The 24284-nt window shown below is 69.2% G+C and carries 19 protein-coding genes; 4 read left to right on the top strand and 15 right to left on the bottom strand.

Going from position 1 to position 24284, the window contains the following annotated elements:
* Positions 1-71: 71 nt before the first annotated feature.
* A complete protein-coding gene (locus IEY63_RS08775; RefSeq protein ID WP_189068629.1) occupies positions 72-500 on the bottom strand; it encodes a response regulator in 429 nt (142 codons plus the stop codon).
* 320 nt (positions 501-820) lie between these two features.
* Here IEY63_RS08775 and IEY63_RS08770 point away from each other — a divergent pair, with 320 nt between their 5' ends.
* A complete protein-coding gene (locus IEY63_RS08770) occupies positions 821-1108 on the top strand; it encodes a PAAR domain-containing protein (RefSeq protein WP_189068628.1) in 288 nt (95 codons plus the stop codon).
* A 15-nt stretch (positions 1109-1123) separates the two neighbouring features.
* Here IEY63_RS08770 and pdxR read toward each other — a convergent pair whose 3' ends face one another.
* From pdxR to IEY63_RS08705, 13 genes are all read right to left on the bottom strand, one after another.
* A complete protein-coding gene (gene pdxR / locus IEY63_RS08765) occupies positions 1124-2575 on the bottom strand; it encodes a MocR-like pyridoxine biosynthesis transcription factor PdxR (RefSeq protein WP_229784592.1) in 1452 nt (483 codons plus the stop codon).
* A gap of 119 nt (positions 2576-2694) precedes the next feature.
* Positions 2695-4203 (bottom strand): CoA-acylating methylmalonate-semialdehyde dehydrogenase, encoded by a 1509-nt coding sequence (locus IEY63_RS08760; protein WP_229784591.1) that lies wholly within the window; start codon positions 4201-4203, stop codon positions 2695-2697.
* Between the two features lie 41 nt (positions 4204-4244).
* The gene (locus IEY63_RS08755) at positions 4245-5591 is read right to left on the bottom strand and encodes an aminotransferase class III-fold pyridoxal phosphate-dependent enzyme (RefSeq protein WP_189068627.1); all 1347 of its coding nucleotides are present in this window, start codon (positions 5589-5591) and stop codon (positions 4245-4247) included.
* A 156-nt stretch (positions 5592-5747) separates the two neighbouring features.
* On the bottom strand, positions 5748-6515 hold the full coding sequence (locus tag IEY63_RS08750) for a PucR family transcriptional regulator (RefSeq protein ID WP_229784590.1): 768 nt from the start codon (positions 6513-6515) through the stop codon (positions 5748-5750).
* Between the two features lie 249 nt (positions 6516-6764).
* Entirely contained in the window at positions 6765-8003 is a 1239-nt protein-coding gene (locus tag IEY63_RS08745; protein WP_189068626.1) for a Zn-dependent hydrolase, read from the bottom strand.
* 81 nt (positions 8004-8084) lie between these two features.
* Positions 8085-9146 carry an ABC transporter substrate-binding protein gene (locus IEY63_RS08740; protein WP_189068625.1) on the bottom strand — a complete coding sequence of 354 codons (1062 nt, stop codon included), beginning with the start codon at positions 9144-9146 and terminating at the stop codon, positions 8085-8087.
* Between the two features lie 32 nt (positions 9147-9178).
* On the bottom strand, positions 9179-10147 hold the full coding sequence (locus IEY63_RS08735; protein WP_189068624.1) for an ABC transporter permease: 969 nt from the start codon (positions 10145-10147) through the stop codon (positions 9179-9181).
* On the bottom strand, positions 10144-11016 hold the full coding sequence (locus tag IEY63_RS08730; RefSeq protein ID WP_229784589.1) for an ABC transporter permease: 873 nt from the start codon (positions 11014-11016) through the stop codon (positions 10144-10146). Before IEY63_RS08730 ends, IEY63_RS08735 begins: the two co-directional genes overlap by 4 nt.
* Before the next feature lie 13 nt (positions 11017-11029).
* Positions 11030-11842 (bottom strand): ABC transporter ATP-binding protein, encoded by an 813-nt coding sequence (locus tag IEY63_RS08725; protein ID WP_189068623.1) that lies wholly within the window; start codon positions 11840-11842, stop codon positions 11030-11032.
* A gap of 57 nt (positions 11843-11899) precedes the next feature.
* Positions 11900-13264, bottom strand: a complete 1365-nt coding sequence (gene hydA / locus IEY63_RS08720; RefSeq protein ID WP_189068622.1) for a dihydropyrimidinase — start codon at positions 13262-13264, stop codon at positions 11900-11902.
* A 5-nt stretch (positions 13265-13269) separates the two neighbouring features.
* Positions 13270-13533, bottom strand: coding sequence for a hypothetical protein (locus IEY63_RS08715; RefSeq protein WP_188846311.1), 264 nt, complete (start codon positions 13531-13533; stop codon positions 13270-13272).
* An 86-nt stretch (positions 13534-13619) separates the two neighbouring features.
* Positions 13620-14999, bottom strand: coding sequence for an NAD-dependent dihydropyrimidine dehydrogenase subunit PreA (preA, locus tag IEY63_RS08710; protein WP_189068621.1), 1380 nt, complete (start codon positions 14997-14999; stop codon positions 13620-13622).
* Positions 14992-16398, bottom strand: a complete 1407-nt coding sequence (locus IEY63_RS08705; RefSeq protein WP_189068620.1) for an NAD(P)-dependent oxidoreductase — start codon at positions 16396-16398, stop codon at positions 14992-14994. The genes preA and IEY63_RS08705 overlap by 8 nt, the downstream gene beginning before the upstream one ends.
* An 822-nt stretch (positions 16399-17220) precedes the next feature.
* Between IEY63_RS08705 and IEY63_RS08700 the strand changes: the two genes are divergently transcribed.
* Positions 17221-17943 carry a response regulator transcription factor gene (locus tag IEY63_RS08700; protein WP_189068619.1) on the top strand — a complete coding sequence of 241 codons (723 nt, stop codon included), beginning with the start codon at positions 17221-17223 and terminating at the stop codon, positions 17941-17943.
* A gap of 37 nt (positions 17944-17980) precedes the next feature.
* Here the strand turns inward: IEY63_RS08700 and IEY63_RS08695 are convergent, their stop codons facing one another.
* Positions 17981-20161 (bottom strand): hypothetical protein, encoded by a 2181-nt coding sequence (locus tag IEY63_RS08695; RefSeq protein ID WP_189068618.1) that lies wholly within the window; start codon positions 20159-20161, stop codon positions 17981-17983.
* Positions 20162-20848: 687 nt separating this feature from the next.
* Between IEY63_RS08695 and IEY63_RS08690 the strand changes: the two genes are divergently transcribed.
* Both IEY63_RS08690 and IEY63_RS22445 read left to right on the top strand, forming a co-directional pair.
* Positions 20849-21676: a putative glycoside hydrolase gene (locus IEY63_RS08690; RefSeq protein WP_189068617.1), complete on the top strand. Its 828-nt coding sequence runs from the start codon at positions 20849-20851 to the stop codon at positions 21674-21676.
* Between the two features lie 262 nt (positions 21677-21938).
* Positions 21939-24185: an ATP-binding protein gene (locus IEY63_RS22445; RefSeq protein WP_189068616.1), complete on the top strand. Its 2247-nt coding sequence runs from the start codon at positions 21939-21941 to the stop codon at positions 24183-24185.
* Positions 24186-24284 lie beyond the last annotated feature (99 nt).

Below are 24284 nucleotides of genomic sequence, written 5' to 3'. Positions count from 1 at the left end.
GATTTCCCCCGACCCGGGTGAGGCCAGCCGCCGAACAGACTGGGCCTGTGCTGTGGCCGGTTCCTGCTGGATCAGTTGGCGGGTCGGCCAGGCCAGCTGGGCGTGTGACTCTCCCGCCAGAACGTCACGAACGCGTCCACCTGCTCGACAAAATTCTGGAAGCTGGTGCTTTTCACCAGGTACGAACTGGCATGCAGGGTGTAGGCGCGCGCCACATCGCCCGGCTGTGAGGACGTGGACAGCATCACGACCGGAATCGACAGCAGGGCCGGATCGGCCTTGATGACCTGCAGCACCTCAAACCCGGACATGACAGGCATGTTCACGTCCAGGATCATCACGTCCGGCCGGTGCCCGCCTCGCAGCAGCGCCAGCGCCTCATCGCCACTGGCGCAGGTGGTGACGATCAGGTTCTCACCATGATCGGCGAAGACCTCCTTGGCGAGCATCAGGTCGGCTGGGTTGTCATCGACGAGCAGTACCCGGAAGGGCCGTTTCATACGGCGTCACGTTTCGGGCGAAGGGCGGTCATGGCCGCCAGTATACGGGCATTCTGGGCGTTCCGTTGCCTCAGGTGCGGCGACAGGCTCTGAATCACTTGCTCCCGTCAGACGCCTGAAACCCCGGGGAGCAGCGAGGCCGGGAAGGGATAGGCAGCTGACTGGTCTACCCAGTGCGGAGCGTGCAGCCATAGGTTCCGAGTGCACGCACCGCTACCGCCCGCCCCGGTCGAGGGGACCCCCCGCCGCCCCGCGCGCGGATCTTGCGGGAGGGGGCAGATTCGCTTGATCCTCCGCGGGCGTTCCCTACACTGGAAGGCATGCCTCCAGCTGCCCGCGTCGGTGATCAACACACCTGTCCGATGTCCACCGGCTGGACGCCCCACGTGGGTGGTCCCGTCAGCGCGGGCAGCCCCACGGTCTTGATCGCCGGCCAGCCCGCCGCGCGCCAGGGCGACACTTGCGTGTGCGTGGGCCCGCCAGACTCCATCGTTCGTGGGAGTGCCACGGTCCGGATCAACGGTCAGCCCGCCGCGCGGCAGGGGGACACCACCGCGCATGGGGGGCAGATCGTGGTCGGGGCGCCCACCGTGAACATCGGGGGCTGACCCCCACCAGCCGGGTCAGTTCACGTGATCCTGCACGGCCTGGACGATGACCTGCGCGCCGCGCCGGACTTCCGCGGCGGTCAGGCCCCCGTAGCCCAGCAGCAGCCCGGCGCGGTCCGGCGCCCCGCGGTACAGGGGTGCCACCGGGCTGACCAGCACGCCCTGCTGACGGCACGCCGCAGCGACCGCCGCAGCGTCCAGTCCCGCCGTGAAGTCCAGGTACACGTGCAGGCCCGCCGCGAGGCCCAGCAGGCGAGCGTGCGGGGCCAGGGGCGTCAGCTCCTCGTCCAGGGCGAGGCGGCGCGCCGAGTACTCGCGGCGCATGCGGCGAATGTGGGCCTCAAGATGTCCGCCGGCCAGCAGGGCGCTCAGGGCGCGCTGCACTGGCCAGGACGTGTGGGCGTCCGCGCGGGCCTTGAGGGCCAGCAGCCGGTCCCGGAGTGGCGCGGGCGCCACCACGTACCCCACGCGCACCGCGGGGCTGAGGACCTTGCTGAACGTCCCGAGGTACACCACGCACCCGGCCGTGTCCAGTGACGCCAGCGCCGGGAGCGGCGTGGCACCGAAACGGAATTCGCTGTCGTAATCGTCTTCCAGGATCAGGGCGTCATGCTGCTGCGCCCAGTCGAGCAGCGCCAGGCGGCGCGGCACGGACAGCCGCACCCCCAGCGGAAACTGATGACTGGGCGTGGTGTACACCAGCAGCGGCGCGCCCGCCCCGGTCGGCAGCGCCCCCACGGTCAGGCCGTCCCCGTCTACCGGGACGGGCAGGAGGTCCGCACCGCGCGCCTCGAACGTCTGGCGTGCCAGGCGGTAACCGGGATCCTCGAACGCCACCGCGTCGCCCGGCGTGAGGGTCGCCTGCGCGATCAGGTCCACGCCCTGAAGCGCGCCGGACGTGATGATCACGTCGTCCGCGCCGCAGACCAGCCCCCGCGCGCGGCGCAGGTACGCTGCCACCTCCGCCCGCAGGTCCGGGTCGCCTGCCGGGTCCGCGTAATCGTCTGGCAGGGCATCCAGGGCCACGCGCCGCCACACCTGCCGCCACGCGCCTCCGTTGAGGTAGCGGGTATCCGTCTGCCCCACGCGGAAGGCCAGCAGCGCCTGCGGGGTGGGCGGCTCCACCTGGGCGTCCGGGACCGGGCGCAACCAGCGGGCCGTGACGACCGGAGCGGGCCGCGCGCCGGGCGAGTCGGGCGGCAGGTCCGGCGCCACGAACGTCCCCGAACGGTCCCGCCCGATCAGGTACCCCTCGGCCAGCAGGGCGTCGAACGCCTCGAACACCACGCCCCGGCCCACGTCCAGCGCGTCCGCCAACGCGCGCGTGGACGGCATCCGCTGCCCCGGCGTGAGCACGCCCGACCGCACGGCCGCGCGCAGCTGCCCAGCCAGTTGCCGCGTCAGGCCCCCCGCCTCCCGGTCCAGGGTGAGGGGCAGGTTCACGGGCGGCGCGGTCGGGCGGGGCATCGCCCGCCATGCTCGCGCGCGCGGCGGGACCGGTCAATGGGCCCCGCCGCGCGCCTGGAACCGGGAGGCGGCCAGGTGGCCCCAGGAGAACCCCGAGCCACCCCGGCCGCCCCGGCGCGTTAGCGGTTCTGTGGGAAGCCCAGGTCCACGCGGCTGGTCGCCGGATCAGGCCAGCGGGAGGTAATCACCTTCGTGCGGGTGTAGAACTTGATGCCGTCCGGGCCGTACATGTGCGTGTCCCCGAACAGACTGGCCTTCCACCCGCCGAACGAGTAGTACGCGACCGGCACCGGAATGGGCACGTTGACGCCTACCATGCCCACCTGACAATCGAACTGGAACTGCCGGGCCGCGCCGCCGTCCCGCGTGAAGATCGCCGTGCCGTTTCCGAACTCGTTGTCGTTGATGAGCTTCAAGCCCGCCTCGTACGTCGGGACGCGCACCACGCACAGCACCGGCCCGAAGATCTCGTCGCGGTACGCGTCCATGTCCGGCGTGACGTGATCCAGCAGCGACACGCCCAGGAAGAAGCCGTCTCCATCAAACTGCTGCGCGCGGCCATCCACCACGACCGTCGCGCCCTGCGCCTCGGCCCCGGCGACATACCCGGCCACCCGGTCGCGGTGCTCGCGGGTGATCAGCGGCCCCATCTCATTGCCGGGCTGATCCCCAGGACCCACCTTCAGGGCAGGGAGGCGCGACTGGATCGCCTCCACCAGCCTGTCCCCCACGTCCCCGACGGCCAGCACCACGCTGATCGCCATGCAGCGCTCCCCGGCGGACCCGTACGCGGCACTCACGGCGGCGTCGGCGGCCATGTTCACGTCCGCGTCCGGCAGGACCAGCATGTGGTTCTTCGCGCCACCCAGCGCCTGCACGCGCTTCCCATGCTCGGTGCCCTTCTGGTAGATGGCACGGGCAATCGGGGTGGACCCCACGAAACTGACGGCTGCCACATCCGGATGCTCCAGCAGCGCGTCCACCGCCTCCTTATCCCCGTGGATCACCGTGAACACGCCGTCCGGCAGGCCCGCCTCCTTGAGCAGGTCTGCCAGGAACAGGCTCGCCGACGGGTCCTTCTCACTGGGTTTCAGGATGAAGGCGTTCCCGCAGGCCAGCGCGTTGGCCAGCATCCACAGCGGCACCATGGCCGGGAAGTTGAACGGCGTGATGCCCGCCACCACGCCCAGCGGCTGCTGAATCGAGTACACATCCACACCCGTGCTCGCGCCCTCGGAATACCCACCCTTGAGCAGGTTCGGCACGCCGCACGCGAACTCCACGTTCTCAATGCCACGCGCGATCTCGCCCAGCGCGTCCGCATGCACCTTCCCGTGCTCGCGGGTCAGAATGCGGGCCAGGTCGTCCCGGCGGGCGTCCAGCAGTGCCCGGAAACGGAACATGATCTCCGCCCGCCGGCTCAACGGTACCGTCCGCCATGACCGCGCCGTCTGCACTGCGGCTGCCACGGCCGCATTCACCTCATCGCGGCTGGCGAGGTCCACCAGTCCCGCCACCTCCCCGGTCGCCGGGTTGAATACCTTCGCGCTGCGGCCCGACGTGCCGGGCGTCAACTTGCCCCCCAACCAGTGGTTGATGGGCGCGGGCTTGGTCATCGTGTCAGTCATGGGGAAACTCCTGGGGAGGGGGAATGGGGGCAGGTGGAACTTCAGTCGGCGGCGACAGGCGAGCCGATCATCTCGTCCACGAGCGCCAGGGCTTCCTCGTAGGCGGCGAGGCCCTCGTCGAGTTCCTCGCGGGTGACCACGAGGGGCGGGCAGACCCACAGGAAGTTGAAGCGGCTGTACGCGTACACATGTTTGCTTTTCAGGTGCGCGGCGAGGCGGCCCATCTCGGGCGAGGTGCCGTTGAACGGGGCCAGCGGTTCTTTGGTGGCCTTGTCCCGCACGAGTTCAAGGACGCTGAACAGGCCCTTGTAGCGCACGTCGCCCACGCAGGCGTACTTCGCCTTCATGGCCTCCAGGCGCTGCCCGAGGTACTCGCCCAGTTCGCGGGTGTGCTCGAAGAGTCCCTCGTCCTCGTAGACCTTCAGGTTCGCGACGGCGGCGGCCAGCGAGACGGGGTGACCGCTGTACGTCAGGCCGCCCGCCAGGAAGTGCGTCTCGAAGTACTCGGCGATGGCGTCGCTGACGACCACCGCGCCCAGCGGCATGTACCCGCTGGTGAGGCCCTTGGCGCAGGTGACGATGTCCGGTTTGATGCCGTAGTGCTGCGTGGCGAGCCACGTGCCGGTGCGGCCGAAGCCGCTCATGACCTCGTCGTCAATGAGGAGGATGCCGTACTTGTCGCACAGGGCGCGCAGTTTCGGGTAGTAGTCGTCGGGCGGGACGAGGAGGCCGTTGCTGCCGGTGATGCCTTCGACCATGATCGCGGCGATGGTGTGCGGCCCTTCCATCTGGATGATCTCCTCGATGTGGGAGACGCACTCGCGGCGGCAGCTGTCCGGTGTCTTGCCGAACGGGCAGCGGTAGCAGTACGGGTCGAACGCACGCACGATGCCGGGCACGCCGGGTTCGACGGGCCAGCGCCGGGGGTCGCCGCTGGCGGTCATGCTGCCCATCGTCGCCCCGTGGTAGGAGCGGTAGCGGGTGATGATCTTGTCGCGGCCGGTGTACAGGCGGGCCATCTTCATGGCGTTCTCGTTCGCCTCGCTGCCGCCCAGCGTGAAGAAGCTCTTGCCCAGGCCGGTCACCTCGCGCAGTTTCCTGCCCAGCTGCGCGCGGACGTCCGTGGCGAAGCTCGGCCCGGCGAAGCACATGGTGTCCACCTGCGCCTTGATGGCCTCCAGCACGGCCGGGTGCTGGTGCCCGACGTTGATGTTGATCAGCTGACTACTGAAGTCCAGCCAGGCGTTCCCCTCGCCGTCAAAGAAGTGACTGCCCTTGCCGCCGGTCATGTGGATGGGGTTCGTCTGCGTCTGCACGCTCCAGGAGAACAGGGTGTGCTCGCGGTTCTCGTGGATGATGTCGTGCGTGTCGGGGTGAGGCTGGGTCATGCGGGGCTCCCTCCTGCCGGAATGACGGGGCTGACCCGGCGGGTCAGGGCCGGGCGTGAAAGTCGGGCGGATTCGGACGCCGGGATTCGTGGTGCAGAAAGTGTAGTTTTTACCGTGCTGGCGCGGCAAGAGACAGTCTGTCCAGTCGCCCCATGCTCAGGTGCGCTCGGCGGCGCTCAGCGCCTCGCCCGCCTCACTGCGCGTCAGCTCCAGCGCCAGGTGCAGGCCCAACTGCCGCCGGGGTTCATCCAGGTCGGGCAGCATGGCGCGCAGCTGCTCCAGGCGGTAGTACACCGTCTGCCGGCGCACGCCCAGGCGCCGGGCGGTCTCGGCCATGTTGAAGTTCGTGGTCAGCAGGGCGTCCAGCGTGCCCAGCAGCGTCGAGCGGGGCCGGGCGGGCAGATTCAGCAGCGGTCCCAGTTGCGCGCGCAGGAACGCCACGCTGCGGCCCGTCTCGGCCAGCGCGTCCAGCAGCGGCGCGAGGCTCGGGTCCAGCGCCGGGCCGCCGTGGTTCAGGATGCGGGCGTGCGCCGCGCGGGTCAGCGCCGCGAAACTCACCTCCTGCCGGAACACGATCAGCGGCAGCCCATGCAGGCGCGACGCGCCCAGCAGCGCGGGCGGCACGTCGCGGAACACCTGCACGAGTTCCAGCGCCAGCCCGTGCGCGCCCCGCTGCGCCAGCGAAGCCACGAACCCCTCCAGTTCGCCGTCGTTCATGCGGGTCAGCAGCGACCCGGTCGAGAGGAGCAACTCCCCGCCCGTCAGGAACCGCGCCGCGTCCGCCACTTCAGACACATGCACCCACGTAACCGGCTGCGTCAGGTGGGCATGTCCACTCACGACCTCCGCGCCCGCGAACGCCGGAAGCGTCAACAGTTCCGCCAGCGTCGGCAACATCGGATCCTCCAGTCGAACAGGGGTCATGACAAGTCCTCGAAGCGTCCAGTCAGGATTTCCATGAGGCCACAGCCGCCACACTTCACCCAGTGATCTCGCTGCACTGGCCCGAATGGCACGTCCGCGATCAACTCCAACGCATGCGCTCCGCAGCGTGGACAGGTCGCCACCTCACCGCGAGATGCCTGAAGGAAGGCAGCGAGCCGCCGTTCCTGCTTGGTCCGTTCGCGCTTCGTCTGCATGGTGACTTCAGTGTGCGCCATTCAGGATGAACTATTAGATGCCTTTAACCATCCAGTCCATCGTGCGGGTGGTCAGGTCATCGAGGGCCTGCACGCTCAGGGCGATGTGGTCCTCGCGGGTGTCCTCAATCTTGTTGTGGCTGATGCCGCGCAGGCTCTGCACGAACAGCATGACGGTGGGCACGCCCGCGCGAGCGACCTCAGCAGCGTCGTGCAGGGGTCCGCTGGGGAGGCGATGCGCGGTGGGCGTGACGGTCAGGATGCTGGCCTCGGCCGCGTCGATGAGCATCGGGTGGAAGGGGATGGGCTCAATGTTCCAGAGGTACCCGAAGGTGACGGTGCAGCCCGCCTCCTGCGCGAACTGCGTGGCGGCGTCCTGCGCGTCCTGCCACATGGCGGCGAGCTTGTCCACGTCGAGATGCCGCTGGTCGAGGGTGAGTTCGCAGGTTTCGACAACGCTGGTGACGATGCCGGGCAGGGTCTTGACGCTGCCGACCGTGCAGACGCCCCCGTGGCGCGCGGCGATGTCGTAGATGGCCTCTCCGAGGCGTCCGGCGGCGAGGAAGGCGTCCTTGCGGACGTTCATGGGGGTGCTGCCGCTGTGCGCGGCCTGCCCGTGGAAGGTAATGGTGTGCCGCTCGACGCCGACCGTGCCGAGCACCGCGCCGAGGGGAAGGTCGAGTCCTTCGAGCACGGGACCCTGTTCGATGTGCAGTTCAAGGTAAGCGGCGGCGTCCTTCAGTTCCGCGCGGGCGTTCGGGGCATCTGCGAGGGTAATGCCGACACGGTTCAGCGCGTCTTCAAGGCTTACGCCGTCCCGGTCGCGCAGGGCGCGCATCTCGTCGAGGTTCAGGTGGCCCCCGGCGGCGCTGGACCCGTACAGGCTCCGGCCGAAACGGGCGCCTTCCTCGTCGGCCCAGTCCACGAGTTTCAGCGTGACCGGTGGGCGCCCGGCGTACTGCTCATTGACGCGCCGCAGGACTTCCAGGCCCGCCAGGACGTTCAGGCACCCGTCCAGCCACCCGCCGTTCGGGACGCTGTCGAGGTGCCCACCGATCAGCAGGGCGCGCTCGCTCTCGCCGGGGAGGGTCGCCCACCAGTTCCCGGCGGCATCCATGTGCTGCGTGACGGGCAGCTCGTCCAGCCGCTCTTTCAGGAACGCGCGGGCGGCGACCCAGGTGTCCGTGAACGCCACCCGCTGCGCGCCGTTTTCATCCCCCGTCAGGGCGCGCAGAGCCTTGAGTTCATCGATGGTGCGGTGTGGATCAAGCATGCATCTCCTTCGGAGACGGTTGAAAGTTGATGGGTGATAGGTGATGGCAACACCCTCTGTCAACCTTCAACCATCAACGGTCTACTTCTTCCCGGTGGCTTTTTCCCAGACCTTGTACGTGACGGCGGCCGGGGCCGGGTCGGCTTTCAGGATGCCGAGGCTCTTGAGCAGCGTGACGTTGGCCTTGTACGTGGCTGGGTCGAGGTATCCGGCGCGGCCCTTGAGGGTGGGCCCGGCGTTGTAGAGCTTGGCGACCTCGGCCATCTGCCACGTCTGGTGGCTGGCAGCGCTGGAGCGGGTGCCGGAGCCCTTGCAGGTGTTCCCGCAGTTCACGAGGACGATCTGCACGGCTTCCTTCTGGTTCTTCACGGCGTAGTTCCAGCCCTTGATGGTGGCCCGCACGAGCTTGGCGGCGATGTCCTCGCCACTCTGGCCGCTGCCCTTGAAGTTCTTGTTGGCCAGGGTGCGTTCGGTGCTGAACATCAGGTCTTCGAGGAGGTTGATGCCGTAGTCGCTGGCGTTGAAGATCTTGAGTTTGTCCAGCGGGTAGCCGAGGCCCACGATCTGGTCCACCTCGTTGTAGGTCATGGCGCTGACCAGGTCGACCTTGTCGGGGAAGACGATGCTGGGGTCGAAGGGATACGTGACGGCCTGCACGCTGGGGTTGCTGACGGAGGAGTCGAGGCTTGTGGTCAGGCCGTACTTCTTCAGGAGGGCCACGGCGGGGTACTCGTTGCCGCTGGGCCACACGCCCACCCGCTTGCCCTTGAAGTCGGCGGGCGTCTTGATGCCGCTGCTGTTCAGGGCGACCAGGGTGTAGCCGCTCTTCTGGAACAGCTGCGCGATGTGCACGACCGGAATGCCCTGCTGCCGGGCGGTCAGGAGGTCGGTGATCCAGGTGGTGCCGAAGTCGGCGGTACCGGTGGCGACGGTCTGGATGGGGCTCTGATCACCGGTGGGGAGAAACTGCACGTCCAGGCCTTCAGCCTTGTAGTAGCCCTTGGCCTGCGCGACGAAGAAGCCCGCGAACTGCGCCTGCGGGAACCACTTGAGCTGCACCTTGACCGGCACGAGCTTCTGCGCGGAAGCGGTGCCCGTGACGGCGAGGAGCAGGGTGGCCAGGATGATGGTGCCTCGTTTCATGTGAACCTCCAGAGAGGAGTGCAGGGCAGGATTCAGGAGCGGCCCGCTCGGGGCAGCAGGCGGGTTTCCAGAGCGTTGACGAGCGCGAAGAAGGCAATACCGGCGACCGAGGCGAGGACAATGGCGGCCCAGACGATGTCCAGCCCGAAGCGGCCCACCTCGATCTGGATGCGGAAGCCCAGCCCGTGCCCGTTCGTGCCGAAGAACTCGGCGACGATGGCGGAGATCAGGGCCAGGGTGCTGGCGACTTTCAGCGCGCCGAACACGAACGGCAGCGCGCCGGGCACGCGGACATCCCGGAAGGTCTGCGCGGGCGTGGCGGCGTAGGTGTGCATCAGGTCGAGGTGCAGCCGCGAGGCACTCTGGAGGCCGCGCACGGCCCCCACCACGACGGGGAACAGGACGGTGACGGCCACGACGACCGTTTTGCTGGGCCAGTCGAGCCCGACGGCTTTCACGATGACGGGCGCGAGGGCCACGATGGGAATCGAGGAGAACAGCGCCGCGTAGGGCAGCAGGCCGCGTTCCAGGAAGCGGAAACGCACGACGAGCAGCGCCAGCCCCAGCCCCAGAACGGTGCCGGCCACGAAGCCCAGCAGCGCCTCCAGCACGAAGGTGGTGTACGTGTCCTGCAGCAGGACGGTGCGGGCGGTCCACAGGGCGCTCAGGACGCGGCCCGGCGTGGGGATCAGTCCGGCGGGGACGGCGTAGGCGCGCAGCAGCGCCTCGGTGCCGAGCACGGCCAGGAGCAGCGTGAACGCGGCGGGCAGGGTGCGGGCGGCGCGGGACTCGCCCTGCGCGGCGCCGCGCACGCCGACGGCCCCCACGGCCAGCAGGGCGAGGATGCCCGCCAGCCACAATCGCGCGTTCGGGGGCGTGCCATCGCCGGGCACGGGGAGGGTCAGCGCGACGAGCAGCAGGCCCCCCACGCCGATCAGCAGCGCGGCGGCGGTCAGCAGGGCCGCGCCGGGGCGGGCGGCGGCCGTCCGCACTGGGGTCATCGTCTGCTCCACGGGGTCACCCACCTTTCCAGCGCGTTCACGAGTGCCACGAGCGTCACGCCGAGCACCGCGCCGTACCCCATGATCACCCACAGGGCGACCGTGTCACTGGCGCGTGAGTTCTCCGCGAGCATCTTGCCCAGCCCGGAGAAGGAGATGGTGCTGATCTCCGCGACGATGCTGCCCACCAGCGCGGACGTGACTGCCACCTTCAGGGCCGTGAACAGGTGCGGGAGGCTGGCCGGGAAGCGCAACCAGCGGTACGTCTGCGCGGGGCTGGCGTGGTAGGTGCGCATCAGGTCGAGGTGGAGGGAATCGGCGCTGCGCAACCCCCGGCTCATGCCGACCGCGACCGGAAAGAACGCGATGTACGCCGCGATGATCGCCTTGGGCAGGAAGCCCTGCACGCCGTACTGACCCAGCAGCACCGCCAGCATCGGCGCGATCGCCACGACCGGCACGGTCTGCGAGGCGACCAGCCACGGCAGCGTGGCCCGCTCGAACGCGCGGCTGGCGACGAGCAGCAGCGCCAGCCCGATCCCGGTCACGGTGGCGAGCAGCAGGCCCAGCAGCGTCTCCCCGGCAGTCACGCCCACGTTGTACGGCAGGGCCAGCGGCGACGTGACCGGCGTACTGAGCCGCACGAAGCCCTGCGAGAGCTGCGCCGGGGCCGGCACCACCGGGTTGCGCAGCTGCGAGGCACAGGCCAGCGCTGTCTTGCAGTCCAGTTCCGCGCCGCTCGCCAGGGTCCGCCCCGCCGGGCCGACGTTCGCGGCGAGCATCAGCGGCCAGTACAGCGCCGCCGCGATCAGCGCCACGATCAGCATCGGGCCGAGACCCGCCGCGCGTGAGGGCCGCAGGGTGGTCACGGCCTCTCCCCGTTCACGCGTGCCCCTTCTTCAACAGTTCGCGGATCTCGGTGGCCAGCGTGAAGAAACGCGGGTCCTCGCGGGTGTCGTCGCTGCGGGGGTGGGGCAGGTCAATGTCCACGACGCCCTCGATGCGGCCGGGGCGGGCGGTCATGACGACCACGCGCGTGCTCAGGAACACCGCTTCCGGAATGGAGTGCGTCACGAAGATCACGGTCTTGCCCGTCTCGCGCCACAGGCGCAGCAGTTCCAGGTTCAGGTGCTCGCGGGTGATCTCGTCCAGCGCACCGAAGGGTTCGTCCATGAACAGCAGCGGCGGGTCGAACGCCAGCGCGCGGGCGATGCTCACGCGCTGCTGCATCCCGCCGGACAGCTGCCAGGGGTAGTTCCGCTCGAATTTGTCCAGGCCCACCAGTTTCAGCATCTCGCGCGCGCGGCCCACACGGTCGCCGGGGACGTTCATGACCTCCAGTGGCAGCAGTACGTTCTTCAGCACGCTGCGCCACTCCATCAGGGCGGGCGCCTGGAACACGTACCCGTACTGCCGCTCACGGCGCGCGGCGTCGGCGGAGCGGCCCGCGATCAGCAGTTCCCCGCCAGTCTGCTGTTCCAGGTCGGCCATCAGGCGCAGCAGGGTGGTCTTCCCGCAGCCGCTCGGGCCGATCAGGCTGATGAACTCGCCCCGCTGGATGCTGAGGTTGGCGTCCTTCAGCGCGACCGTCTCCCCGCCGGGCACGGGGAAGACCTTCTGCAGGTCGCGGATGGAGACAATGGGCGGCTCGTTCGGGGGCGGACTGGTCGGCGGGGCGGGGCTGGTGTACGTCACGGTTCCTCCTTGAAACTCCGGTCAACCTCGGGCCTGAATCCACTCACCACTTCCGACTCACCGCCTGAGCAGCTGCCCCCTGGCCGGGTCGCCCACGAAGGCGCCGCCCTGCACAGCCACCTGACCTCGTACGGTGACCACCTCGGGCCGCCCGTCGATCTCCCAGCCTTCAAAGCCGCTGTAGTCGTTGTTCATTTGGCTGGTCGCGGCGCTGATCGTGCCGCGGTACGCGGGGTCGTAAATCACCAGATCGGCGTCACTGCCCACGCTGACGGTGCCCTTGCGGGGATACAGCCCGAAGATCTGCGCGGCGCGGGTGCTGGCAGCGTCCACGAAGCGCTCGACGCTCAGGTTGCCGCGGCTGACGCCCTGGGTGTACAGGACGTTCACGCGGTCCTCGATGGCCGGAATGCCGTTCGGGATGAGGGTAAAGTTCCCATCGCCCATGTGCTTCTGCACCACGTCGAAGGGGCAGTGATCGGTGGCGACCGTGGCAATGTCCCCGCGTTCCAGCGCCGCCCACAGCCGGGGCTGGTTGCTCTTCTCACGCAGGGGGGGCGACATGACGTACTTGGCGCCCTCCACGCCGGGCCGCTCGGCGTACGTCTTATCCAGCGTCAGGTGCGGAATCACCACCTCCACGTCCAGGTTCACGCCGCGCGCGCGGGCGTCCAGCGCCGCCTGCAGCGCGCGGGCGTTACTCAGGTGCACCACGTACCCGTGCGCGCCCGTCATCTCCACGAACGTCGCGAAGTGCGCCGTGCCCTCCGCCTCCACGCTCTCCGGACGGCTGGGCTCGTGCCACTCCGGGCCGGTCTTGCCCTCCGCGATCAGCTTCTGCTGCAATTCCGCGACCAGATCCGCGTTCTCGCAGTGCGCGGTGACCACCACACCCAGTTCCGCCGCCAGGCGGCACACCCGGTACAGCGCCGCGTCGTCGATCCCGAACGCGCCCTTGTACGCCAGGAAAACCTTGAAGGACCGCATGCCCTGCCCCACCAGCTCGCGCAGGGTCGCCTCGGTCCTCTCATCCCAGCGGGTCACGCCGATATGAAAGGAGTAATCGCACGCGCTGTTGCCCTCGGCCATGCCCGTCCAGGTGCGCCAGCCGTCCATCAGGTCCTCACTCCCGGCCGGAGCGAGCATCTCGATGAACGTGGTCGTCCCGCCGATCAGCGCCGCCTGCGACCCGGTCGCGTGCGTGTCCTTCGCGAACGTCCCCATGAACGGCAGGTGGATGTGCACGTGCGGATCGATGAAGCCGGGGAACACGAACTTCCCGCTCGCGTCGATCACCGTGGCCCCCTCGGGGACACTCAGGTGCTCGCCGATCTGGGCGATGGTCTCCCCTTCCACCCGCACGTCCGCCTTGAACCGTTTGCCGTCCGTGACAATCTCACCGTTCTGAATCAGTAGGGTCATGCAGTTCACTCCTCTTCGCTGACGAATCGGACAGGTCGTCCCTTCAGCTCAACCTCGACCTCAAACACGGTGACGTTCTGCTGCGTGAGCTGGGCCAGATGGTCAGCTACCTCGGTGACCAGGGCATGTGCCCGCTCGTACGTGACGTTCCCCGACACGATGACCTGAATCCCGACCATCTCGTCGTAAAACCGCAGGGAGGCGTCGTCTACCTGAAGGCTGTGTCCCGGCCCGGGCCCGAGGACAAAGGGCGTTTGCGTCAGTCTCAACAACTCGGGGTACCGATCAGGACTCCATTCAAACCAACCGGTTTCGGGATCCTGAATCAGGAATTCAAACGACGTCTCAACCATGCTCAATGAATCTCGATGCCGGTTTCTTCGCGGTAGGTTTCCATGGCGGGCCAGGTCTGGGTGACGGCGGGCCGCTGGGCGGTCAGTTCGTCCCAGGTGACGTGGGGGCGGCCGCTGGGGACGCTGACCATCTCGATGCAGCCGTCCACGGGGCAGACGTTGGCGCACAGGGCGCAGCCCACGCAGTCGGATTCGCGGACCTGCGGGGTGGGGCGGCCGAGCGCGACTTCCTTGCCGCTGGCGCGGGGATCGAAGCCGGGGTTCACGCGCACGCCGTCGGGCGCGACGAGGTCGATGCACTGGTGGGCGGTGTCGTTGCAGGCGGCGTAGCAGAGGTTGCACTGGATGCACTTGTCGGGGTTGATGCGCGCGACCGCCTGGTAGCCGAGGTCGAGCTGCCCGAAGGTGCTGACCTGCGACACGGCGCGGCCGGTGACGTCGGCGATGGTCTGGAATCCGTGGTCGTCCATCCAGCGGCTGAGGCCGTCGGTGAGGTCGTCGATGAGGCGGTAGCCGTAGTGCATGACGGCGGTGCAGACTTGCAGGCTGCCGGCGCCCAGCAGCAGGAATTCGGCGGCGTCACGCCAGGTCTGGATGCCGCCCATGCCGCTGATGGGCACGCCGCTGCGGATGACCTGCGGGTCCGTGACGAGTTCGCTGAGCATGTTCAGCGCGATGGGTTTCACGGCGGGGCCAGCGTAGCCGCCGTGCGTGCCGCGCCCGCCGATGCTGGGGGTGATCTGGAGGGTGTCCAGGTCGACTTTCATGATGGAGTTGATGGTGTTGATGAGGCTCAGGGCGTGCGCGCCTCCGGCGAGTGCGGCGTGGGCGGGGTCGGTGATGCGGGTGATGTTCGGCGTGAGCTTCACGATGACGGGCAGGCGGGTGACGCTGGTGACCCAGTGGGTGTTCAGTTCGCACATCTCGGGCACCTGCCCGACGGCGGCGCCCATGCCGCGTTCACTCATGCCCTGCGGGCAGCCGTAATTGAGTTCGATGCCGTCGGCGCCGGTGTCCTCGATCATCATGACGATGTCTTTCCACGCCTGTGGGTCGGCGTCCACCATGGCGGAGACGATCACGGCGCGGTCGGGCCAGAGGCGTTTGACCTCGGCGATCTCGCGCAGGTTCACTTCCAGGGGGCGGTCGCTGATGAGTTCGACGTTGTTGATCGCCTGGAGCCGCTGCCCGCCCAGGGTGAGGCCGCCGTAGCGGTTGCTGATGTTCAGGACGGGCGCGCCGATGGTCTTCCACACGGCGCCGCCCCAGCCGTACTCGAAGGCGCGGTGAATCTGCGCGCCGCTGTTGGTGGGGGGCGCGGACGCCAGCCAGAAGGGGTTTGGCGCGCGGATGCCCGCGAAGTTGATGCTCAGGTCAGCCATGCTGGGCCTCCGCGTGGGGGACAGCGCCGTGCGCCGCCTGATAGAGGGGATGGTCACGCACTTCCGGCGGGCGGGTCGGGGCGATGGGCGCGGCCTGCGTGCCCAGGATGCGGGCCAGGCTCGCCGCGATCAGTTTGCCGTCCTGGACGGCCATGACGGTGCTGGCGTTTCCGCGCGCGCGGATGCAGTCGCCGCCGGCGTACACGCGGGGGAGGCTGGTGCGCAGTTCGTCGTCCACGCGGATGTAGCCCTGGTCGAGGTCCAGGCCCAGCGTGACGGCCAGCGCGGGTTTCTCCTGCCCAATGGCGCTGATGACGGTGTCGCAGGGGATCACGAAGTCGCTGCCGGGGATGGGTTCGGGGCGCGCGCGGCCGGACGTGTCGGGCGCGCCGAGGCCCATGCGGACGCAGCGCAGGCCGGTCACCTGCCCGTTCTCGTGCAGCACCTCCACCGGCTGGGTCAGGAAGGAGAACCCGATGCCCTCGCTCAGGGCGAACAGGTACTCGTGGTGGTAGGCGGTCATCTCGCGTTCGGTGCGGCGGTAGACCATGGTGGTGTCGGCTCCGGCGCGGCGGGCGATGGTGGCGGCGTCAATGGCGGTGTTGCCCGCGCCGATCACGACGGCCCGCGTGCCGACCCCGGTGGGGCGCTCCAGCTTGCTGGCCTCGATGACGTCCAGACCGCTGAGGATGTGCGCCTCGCCGGGAATACCCAGGGCGGGGACGGCGCCCAGGCCCACGCTCAGGACGACGGCGTCGTTGGCGGCCAGCAGTTCATCCAGGCCTGCCGGGCTGTTCAGTTCCTGTCCGGTGACGACCTGCACCCCCAGGTCCCGCACGGCGTCCACCTCGCGCAGCGCGACCTCGACCGGTTCGCGCAGCACGATGATGCCGTAGGTGCTTAGGCCGCCGCCCAGCTCGCGTTTCTCGTACAGCGTGACCGCGTGGCCCTGCTTGGCCAGTTCGGCGCTGGCGCTGAGCCCGGCGGGCCCACTGCCGACTACGGCGACGCGCCTCCCGGTGGGCGGGGCGGGCGTGAAGGGAGCTTCGCCTCTGGCGTGCAGGTGGTCGGTGGCGAATCGTTGCAGCCGCCCGATCTGGATGGGCTTGTCGTGCGCGTTGTAGACGCACGCGCCCTCGCAGAGTTCCTGCACGGGGCAGACGCGGGCGCAGGTGCCCCCCAGGAAGTTGGATTCCAGGATCGTGTGCGCAGCCCCGCTGACGTTCCCGGTGGCGATCTTGCGGATGAAGGTGGGAATGTCGATGTGGGTGGGGCAGGCGTGCAGGCACGGAGCGTCGTAGCAGTACAGGCAGCGGTTGGCCTCGACGGTTGCCTCGTGCGGGGTCATGGGTGGGAGGAGTTCCTGGAACGAGAGCTGCGGTGGGCGGGCGTCTTCCATGACTGACCTCTCTTCACGGTGGGGCGTGGGGAAGCGGGGTCGGTTCGCACCCTCTCTGGAGTCGACTTAACCGAATGAAGTTCAGCTTAAGGCGCGACGCTGCATAACGTCAAGCTAGATGAGCATTTTTATGAAACAGCAGCTTCAGGCATCCAGATGCCGATTGAGTCAATTTATTGGATCCAGACGTGTTTTCTTGACACTATGTCCAACTAGGTCTCTTTCTCCTACAAGGTCAAATTGCATAGGATTATGCATAAATATTCTTATATGTCGGATGCTCTGACAAGGTTTACACTGGTGAGGCCCCACAACAAACGCCCCTGACGTGATTTCCCTCATCGGTCCACTCACTCGCACATGAATTTTTAAACATCCCGAGTGACTTACTCCCTTACGCGGTCAGTCGGCTGCCTAACCGTGCATTTTGTTCACCAAATACCGAACGAACTGCACATGGTCAGGCGACGCTCGATCCAATAGGCCTCACGGGAAGGCCTGCGCAGGCCACCAGTGAACGGCGAGCTCTCACAGCCCATCAACGGCAGTCCATCCCTCGACTTACCTCTAACTCTGCTGAACGCGGGCGGCCTCTCCTGGCGCGGGGCACCCACCTCATAGGAAGGCCACGCGGGGGCTCCTGCGTGCAGACCTTCTATCCAGGGTTAACCCGTCGCGTGCACCGGTGACACGCAACCTCAAGACTTCACGTAGGCCAGCTCAAAGCCAGCCTAGCGGACTCCAATCCTGCGCAGCTCCCCCCCGTGGCACCTTGACTGAGCGCTATTGACGCGCCATCACTCACGCGCCACGGAGTTCCGTATGACCACGTCTGCCGACCCTCACCATCACGCCGCTCAGATCATTGACCGCACCCATCTCCTTCTGATCGAGGACGACCGGGACGTGCGGCGCGTCCTGACCGACGAACTGGAACTGGAGGGCTTCCGGGTCCAGACAGCCGAAACCGGTGAGGCGGGCCTGACCTGCGCCGCGCAGCACGCGCCGGACCTCATCCTGCTGGACCTGGGTCTGCCCGACCTGACCGGCGCGGAGGTCACCGAGCGACTGCGCACCGTGACCGACGCGCCCATCATCGTCCTGACGGCCACGGACGCCCTTCAGGAACGCGTGCGGCAGCTGTCGCTGGGCGCGAACGATTTCGTCATGAAACCGTACGAACCCCGCGAACTGCTCGCGCGGGTGCACGCGCACCTGCGGCGGCACGGCGCGCCCACACCCGTGAAGGTCGGCGATTTCTGCCTGTACCGCGATCAGCACCGCCTGACGTACGCCGGTCAGGACCTGCACCTCTCCCCCACGGAACTGGCCATTGCCAGCGTCCTGCTGGAAGCGCCGGGGCAGTTGCACGCGCGCGAACAGCTTGAGCAGCGGATCTGGCCGGATCACACCTGCCGCAACGCCCTGAACGTGCACGTCAGTCACCTGCGCTCGAAGCTGGCCGCCGTGAATGCCGCCGACCTGCTCGTCAGTGTCCGGCGCGGCGGTCTGGGCCTGCTCTCCAGACACGAGCGGCACGACTGACCCCACCTGTATGCGCGTCCTGCGCGGTGCCCTGACCCTACCCGCGCGTCCTGACACGGGCAGGCGAGTCCAACGGCGTGGTCATCATGAAGGTCAGGGCGACGTCAACCGCACGCACCCTCAGTTCCGGCACACCGGCCGCATTCTGGCCAGACAGCGTCATCCACTGCCCCGGTTGCGCCCGGTAATACGTGACGGGACCCGCGTCCGGCGCCACGTGCCAGGTGGGCGCGGTGCCCACGATGATCTCTTCACGGTCGGTCCGCCACGAGAGCGCGTACGGCGTTTCACCCGGGCCCAGGTCCGGGCCGGCTCTCAGGGCGTCCACCCGGACGGTGAGCTGCCAGGGCCCCGCGGGCAGCGGCCCCCACGCGAGGCGCAGGGTCACGGGGCGGCCGTACAGTCCACGCCGCAGCACCTGCACGGTCGGTCCGGCCACGGTCACGCGGTACCCGCTGCCCGTCCGGCAGGCCCGCTGGGGCGTCTCTGGACCGGGAAGGGGCGCGGCAGGTGGGGTCATGGGGCCCGGTCGGCCGGGCACGACGACTCGGCCCGCCTGCTGGGCCCCGGGTGGTGCCTCCTCGCCCGCCTGCCGGGCGTAATGCGCGGCGAGCGGCGTGTCCCCCGCGGCGGCCAGGGCCAGGCGGCGGCGCATGTCCTGCCGCTCGCTGCGCGTCAGGGTGGACGCCAGGGCCACGCGCAGCGCTTCGCTGGCGAAACCAAGGGTGCGGCTGTGGTCCGGGCAGCGGTAATCCAGGCCGGGCAGGGTGACGGTCTCGACCGGTTCGCAGGGCAGCAGCAGCCCCAGCTGCTCGGCCTGCGCGAGAACGCCGGGCTCATCCACGCCCAGCGCGTCCGCCAGGGCCGCCGTCAGGGGTTCATGCGCCACGGCCAGCCGCGCCAGCGCCGCCCGGAACGGACCGGGCAGGCCAGCCAGTTCGGCCAGCCGCGCCCCGCGCAGTTGGGGCGGCAAGGACGGCCTCAGCCCGTCGGGGTCCGGGTGGTCCAGCAGGTGCTGCGCCAGGGGCTCCCAGCCGTCAGCGTCCATGGCGATTCGCGCGGCCTGGGCGTACCGCCGGTCGTCGGTGTTCAGATCCGGCTGGGCAGGCAGGGCTTCCAGCAGGTCGTGAATCCCCAGTGGGGGCAGGTGAAGTTCAACCTGCCTGGAAGGGTCCACTGTCCCCAGGGCTGCCCGCAGCGCCCGGCGGGCGGCCGGGCTGGCCGGGCACAGCACCAGCAGCAGCTCGGCCGGCAGGTTCAGCGCCACCTGCACGTGCGGGAGGATCAGGGCCGGGTCGCTGATCTCGTGCACCACCACGATCAGGGGCCGCTGAAGCTGCGTGTACAGCGTCCACAGCTGCACCACGTGGCGACTTGTGGCGTCCGGCGCGTGCAGGAGCGCCTGAACATCCGGGTTCTGCCCGGCCAGGGCCCCCAGCTGGTGCAGGAACGCGCCCATCAGCAGCTCCGGATCGGGCGGGCAGGTCACGTGCACCGTGCGCCAGTCGCCCTGCGCCAGTTCCTCAGCGAGGTCACGCCGCGCCTGCGGGCCACGGCCGCTGAGCAGCGCCACCTGCGGCCGGTGCCGCGCGGCCTCCAGCGCGTCCAGGGCCGGGCGCTGCGGGCCGCCCAGCAGGGGTGCGCTGCGGGCCGGGTGGGGCGCCGGGGGCAGGGTCCAGCCGAGGTGTTCGGCGCGGTCCGCTATCAGCGCCGCGGCGGTGCCCTCGCCTGCGCGGCGCAGGCGCGTGTAGGTCGCCCCCAGCTGAGCCTCGATCGCCTGCGTGACCCGCCACCGCTGGCTGTCCACCCATGCCCGGAACGCGGGCGACCCCAGGTCCTCCAGGCCGCTGAGGGGCACGCCTGTCCCGACCGAGAGCCACGCCCCGACCTCGGCAGGCGTCAGGGTGTCGGCGCGCTGCATCCAGTCGGTCAGGTCTGTCGGGACGCTCAGGGTCAGCATGGGCTGCCGGTCCGGGATCAGGCCGGGCAGGGCCCGGCGCAGCCGGTTCAGTTCCACCCGCAGGTTCCGCAGCGCGTCAGCGGACTGCCAGAGCCGGTCGGCGAGGTGCTCACGGTGAAAGGGCCGCCCTTCCAGCGTCAGGTACGTGAGGAGCGCCACGCCCTTGGCGGAGACAGGCAGGGGCGCGCCCGCCGCGCTGAGGTACGTGTGCCCCAGCACGTGGAGGGTGAAAGCAGAGGTGCGGCTGAGGTCAGGCATCTCGTTCGTCCTTCCCGGAGGCTCCGCCCGGGGGCAGGGGGCCGTGTGGTCGGCCGTTGAAGCGTTCAGCGCCCTGATCTTCACTCCCTTCCCCCGGCGGGATGGCGCCGGCGGTCCATGAGGCGGCGGGCGTGCAGGGCGCGCCTTCATCTCACGCTGAGCTTCCGGGAGTCCGGGGCCGTGCTGGTCACCTGAACAGCACCAGAAAAGTCAGCCCTGAGGGACCCGCCCGGCCGGTCCGGGTGCATGCGGGGATTGTTCATCCCACACTGACTCTGACACGTTCGGCCGCGGGTGCCAACGGCTGGCGTTTAACGTTTCAGTAGCGCCTCAGACGACGTTTTAACGCCACGCGTCCGGGTTCACACTTACCATAATTCATCACGAACGGCCGTGTCCCCCGGGCAAGGTGGACCGCCACGCGGCCGAACGTGAGGCGAGCGGCGCCAGCTGAACGGGCCACTGGACGGCCGGGCAAAGCCGGCGCCACGGACGGGCCACGCCGCGCGATCCGGGAGAACCCGAGTGGAGGTCCAGCGGTCCGCCACCTGATCCGGCCGTTCGTGACCGTCCGCTTCCGGCCCGCGCTGGCGCCGTGGGTCGCCGGTTCGTCCCGTGGCCGCGCCTCATCCGCGCGCCGATCCGGTCAGCACCGCAGTTCAGGGTTTCAGCGCAGGGAGGACAGGAATGGTATCTGCCGCACGGGATTTCACGCCTCAGGTCCGGCATCCGCTCACGTACGTGACCTCCGCCGCGCGGCCTGCCCCGCCTGCGGGCCCGCGGGCGCTGAGCATCTACTCCGGGTCGCACTCGCTGACGGTGCTGGGCCGTTACCAGCGGGTCGTGGTGCAGCCCACCCACTACCGCGCCGACGCCGTCCGGTGGTTGCAGGCGCGGGGCGTGCAGGTGCTCGCCCACCTGCGCCTGGGCGCGGAGGACCCGGCGGCTGAGGCCCGGCTGCCCGGCATGCCCGACTGGCCCCTGAGGCCCGTGGATGTCCGCGACCCCGAGTGGCGCGCCCGGATCGAGGCGCAGATTCTCGGGGAGAAGACCATCTTCAACGGCTTCTACCTGGATCACGTTGATCTGGCTGAGGATCCCGTTCAGGTGCGGGCCATGCTGAAACTCATCCGGCAGGTCCGGCAGTGGGCGGGCCCGTGTTACCTGCTGACCAATCAGGGGTTCAGGTTGCTGCCCCGCCTGGGCGGCTGCGTGAACGGCGTGCTGATCAACGGGCTGTCCACGACCTGGGAGGACGGGTACCGCGTGCTGGACCCCGCTGAACTTGAGGTGACAGCCGCCCGGGTCGCGCAGGCGCGCCGCCTGCACCTGGACGCCTTCGGTCTGGATTACGCCATCACCACCCGGGCCCGGCGGTTCGCGCTGCGCCGGGCGGAGCAGCTGGGCGTGCCCACCTTCGTCAGCAACCGGGAGCTGAGCCTGCCTGGCGGGCTCCTGCCGCGCATGGCCCTCCCGGAGCGGCAATCGGCGCCCGCCCAGCTGAGCACGGCCTGAGTCTAGTCGGGAGGAGATCCGCGGCTGGTGAGGTCTGGGCGCGCCGTTCCGGCTGCGGCGTCGGCTGGAACGCTGACCGGCCTGCCGCCGAAAGGGTCGGATCGGCCGCTCCCTACTGCACGGAGTGCCAATTGCGTGCGTGACCCAGAACGGCCCGGGAGATCCTCCTATATTGAATGGTATGGTTGACGGCTCACCTTCACCGCTTGCTCTCCCGCCGTCCACGTCACCTCCAGTCGTTCCCGAAGCCCTGCTCACGTTCATGCAGTTCACCGAGGCGGCCAGTCAGACGGACGACGTCGCGTCGCTGGCAGATCTGGCCCTGCGCACCCTGCAACAGGTTCTTCCGGGCAGCAGCGGCGCCTTCTACACCCGCACCGAGGTGGACTGGACACCCCTGCGCTGGACGGCGGACTTTCCACCCGACCTGCTCGCGGTCCTCCGGCGGGGCCTGCCGCTGGACACGCCGCTGTTCACGAACCTGCGGGAAGCGGACGCGCCGATTTTCCTGAACGACTGGTGCGCGGCCCATCCCGCTGGTGAGGAGCAGCGTCCGTTTCACGCGGTCGCGGCGTACCCGGTGCATCAGCAGGGGGAACTGTGCGCCGTGCTGGGCATCGCCCTTCAGGACGTGCCCGCCTGGACGCCGGAGCGCGAGGCGCTCGTGCGGGCGCTGGGACGCAGCTTCGCGCTGCTGTACGACCGCGTGTCCGCAGCGGAGCAGCTGCACCGGCAGCGGACGCTGGCCGAGGGCCGCGAGCATATTCTCAGCGTCCTGGCGCGGCTCACGGCGGATTTCACGACGGCGCAGGACGATTACGCGCTGATCGAGCAGGTTCAGGCGGAGGTGCTGCGCCTGCTGCCGCCCGGGCACGCCGCGTACTGGGAGCAGGACGGCGCCCTCTGGCGCCTGCGCGCGCATGTCAACGATGTCGGTCACCCGGACCTGATGACCCTGATGCGCGCTGGCATGCCAGCCGGCGCCACGCCCACGCTGGACGTTCCCTGGACCACGGGGCGGCCCCTGTACCAGAACGCGTACCCGGGCGGCCGTGACGTGGCTGCCGAGATGACGACGCATATTCACGCGATCGCGTCACTGCCCATCGGGCACAGCGGGGCGCGGCGCGGCGTCATCAATTTCACGACGTTCGCCCCGTACCAGTGGAACCGGGTGGATCAGGCGCTCCTGGAGACCCTGGCCCAGGGGCTGTGGCTGGCCATGGAACGGGCCTCACACCTGCGCCAGCTGGAGGAGGAACGGGCCAGTCTGGCCGCCTTCGCCGCGTTCACGGAAGCGGTCGGGACGGAGCGGGACAGCCTGCGGCTGGCGCAGCAGGCGGTGACGCTGCTGACCACGACCCTGCCGGGCCTCAGCGTTGCGTTCTACGTGCGGTCGGGCCCGCAGTGGGTGGCGCGGGTCTGGTCGGAGGACATCGATCCGGGCCTGCTGACGCAGTTGCAGGCGGGCGTGTCGGCCACCGCGCCGGATTTCGCGCGCGCCGTGGACTCGGGGGAGGTGGTCTTCGCGGATGACTGGGACGCCGCCGGAAACGACCTGCCCGGTGCGGACATGTACAGCACGGCGGCGTTCGTGCCGCTGGTGGTGGATGGGCAGACCCAGCAGCTGCTGGCAACGGGCGTGAGGGCCCGGCGGTCGTTCTCCGAGCGGGAGCGTGGGATCATCCGCGCGGTCGGTCAGGGGCTCGCGCTGGCGCTGGAGCGGGCCACGAGCATGACGACCCTGGCGGCCCGCACGGCGCAGGTGGAACGCGCCAATCAGGACCTGGACGCCCTGAACGAGGAACTGGAGTCCTTCATGTACAGCGCCTCGCACGATCTGCGCACGCCGGTGCGGCACGCGCAGGGATTCGTGGACGTGACCCTGCGCGCCCTGGAGCAGGGGCAGGTGCAGAAAGCCCAGCAGAAACTGACGGTCGTGAAGGACGCCACCGGACGCCTGGCGGGCATGATCGACGCCATGCTGACCCTCTCCCGGACCGGGCGTCAGCCGCTGCACCTGAGCGCCTGCGCCCTCGACCCGCTGGTCCGCAGGGCGCAGCAGGACGCGCACCTGCAGTTCCCGCACCAGGAGGTGCAGTGGGATATCGGCCCGCTCCCCACGGTGCTGGGTGACCGCGCCCTGCTGCAGCAGGTCCTGACGCACCTGATCTCGAATGCCGTGAAGTTCAGTCAGGGCGCCGCGCCCGCCCGCGTCACGGTGCGGGCCGACACGTCAGGCGGCGCCGATCCGCGGGGCGGACAGGTGACGGTCTCGGTGCAGGATCAGGGCATCGGCTTCAACATGGCCTACGCCGCGCGCCTGTTCGGGCTGTTCCAGCGGCTGCACACCCAGCAGGACTTCGCCGGTGCGGGCGCCGGGCTGGCGACCGTGAAGCGCATCGTGATGCGGCACGGCGGGCGCGTGTGGGCGCACAGCGAGGTCGGTCAGGGGGCCACCTTCTCGTTCACGCTGCCGCTGGCAGAGTCAGGCTCATCGGAGGGCTGAAGAGGGCGGGCCAGCGGGGACTGAGGCGGAGGAATCTGAGCCTGACGCCTCGACCCTCTGGATCAGACATGACAGCGAGGTCATCGTAAGAAATGTTCT

The organism is Deinococcus radiotolerans, assembly GCF_014647435.1.
Lineage (GTDB): Bacteria > Deinococcota > Deinococci > Deinococcales > Deinococcaceae > Deinococcus > Deinococcus radiotolerans.
This window is presented reverse-complemented; position numbering and strand designations above follow the sequence as displayed.

Bases quoted from the DNA above. Each gene is read 5' to 3' on its own strand.
- IEY63_RS08775 (WP_189068629.1), bottom strand. From the start codon at position 500: ATGAAACGGCCCTTCCGGGTACTGCTCGTCGATGACAACCCAGCCGAC.
- IEY63_RS08770 (WP_189068628.1), top strand. From the start codon at position 821: ATGCCTCCAGCTGCCCGCGTCGGTGATCAACACACCTGTCCGATGTCC.
- pdxR (WP_229784592.1), bottom strand. From the start codon at position 2,575: ATGCCCCGCCCGACCGCGCCGCCCGTGAACCTGCCCCTCACCCTGGAC.
- IEY63_RS08760 (WP_229784591.1), bottom strand. From the start codon at position 4,203: ATGACTGACACGATGACCAAGCCCGCGCCCATCAACCACTGGTTGGGG.
- IEY63_RS08755 (WP_189068627.1), bottom strand. From the start codon at position 5,591: ATGACCCAGCCTCACCCCGACACGCACGACATCATCCACGAGAACCGC.
- IEY63_RS08750 (WP_229784590.1), bottom strand. From the start codon at position 6,515: ATGACCCCTGTTCGACTGGAGGATCCGATGTTGCCGACGCTGGCGGAA.
- IEY63_RS08745 (WP_189068626.1), bottom strand. From the start codon at position 8,003: ATGCTTGATCCACACCGCACCATCGATGAACTCAAGGCTCTGCGCGCC.
- IEY63_RS08740 (WP_189068625.1), bottom strand. From the start codon at position 9,146: ATGAAACGAGGCACCATCATCCTGGCCACCCTGCTCCTCGCCGTCACG.
- IEY63_RS08735 (WP_189068624.1), bottom strand. From the start codon at position 10,147: ATGACCCCAGTGCGGACGGCCGCCGCCCGCCCCGGCGCGGCCCTGCTG.
- hydA (WP_189068622.1), bottom strand. From the start codon at position 13,264: ATGACCCTACTGATTCAGAACGGTGAGATTGTCACGGACGGCAAACGG.
- preA (WP_189068621.1), bottom strand. From the start codon at position 14,999: ATGGCTGACCTGAGCATCAACTTCGCGGGCATCCGCGCGCCAAACCCC.
- IEY63_RS08705 (WP_189068620.1), bottom strand. From the start codon at position 16,398: ATGGAAGACGCCCGCCCACCGCAGCTCTCGTTCCAGGAACTCCTCCCA.
- IEY63_RS08700 (WP_189068619.1), top strand. From the start codon at position 17,221: ATGACCACGTCTGCCGACCCTCACCATCACGCCGCTCAGATCATTGAC.
- IEY63_RS08695 (WP_189068618.1), bottom strand. From the start codon at position 20,161: ATGCCTGACCTCAGCCGCACCTCTGCTTTCACCCTCCACGTGCTGGGG.
- IEY63_RS08690 (WP_189068617.1), top strand. From the start codon at position 20,849: ATGGTATCTGCCGCACGGGATTTCACGCCTCAGGTCCGGCATCCGCTC.
- IEY63_RS22445 (WP_189068616.1), top strand. From the start codon at position 21,939: ATGCAGTTCACCGAGGCGGCCAGTCAGACGGACGACGTCGCGTCGCTG.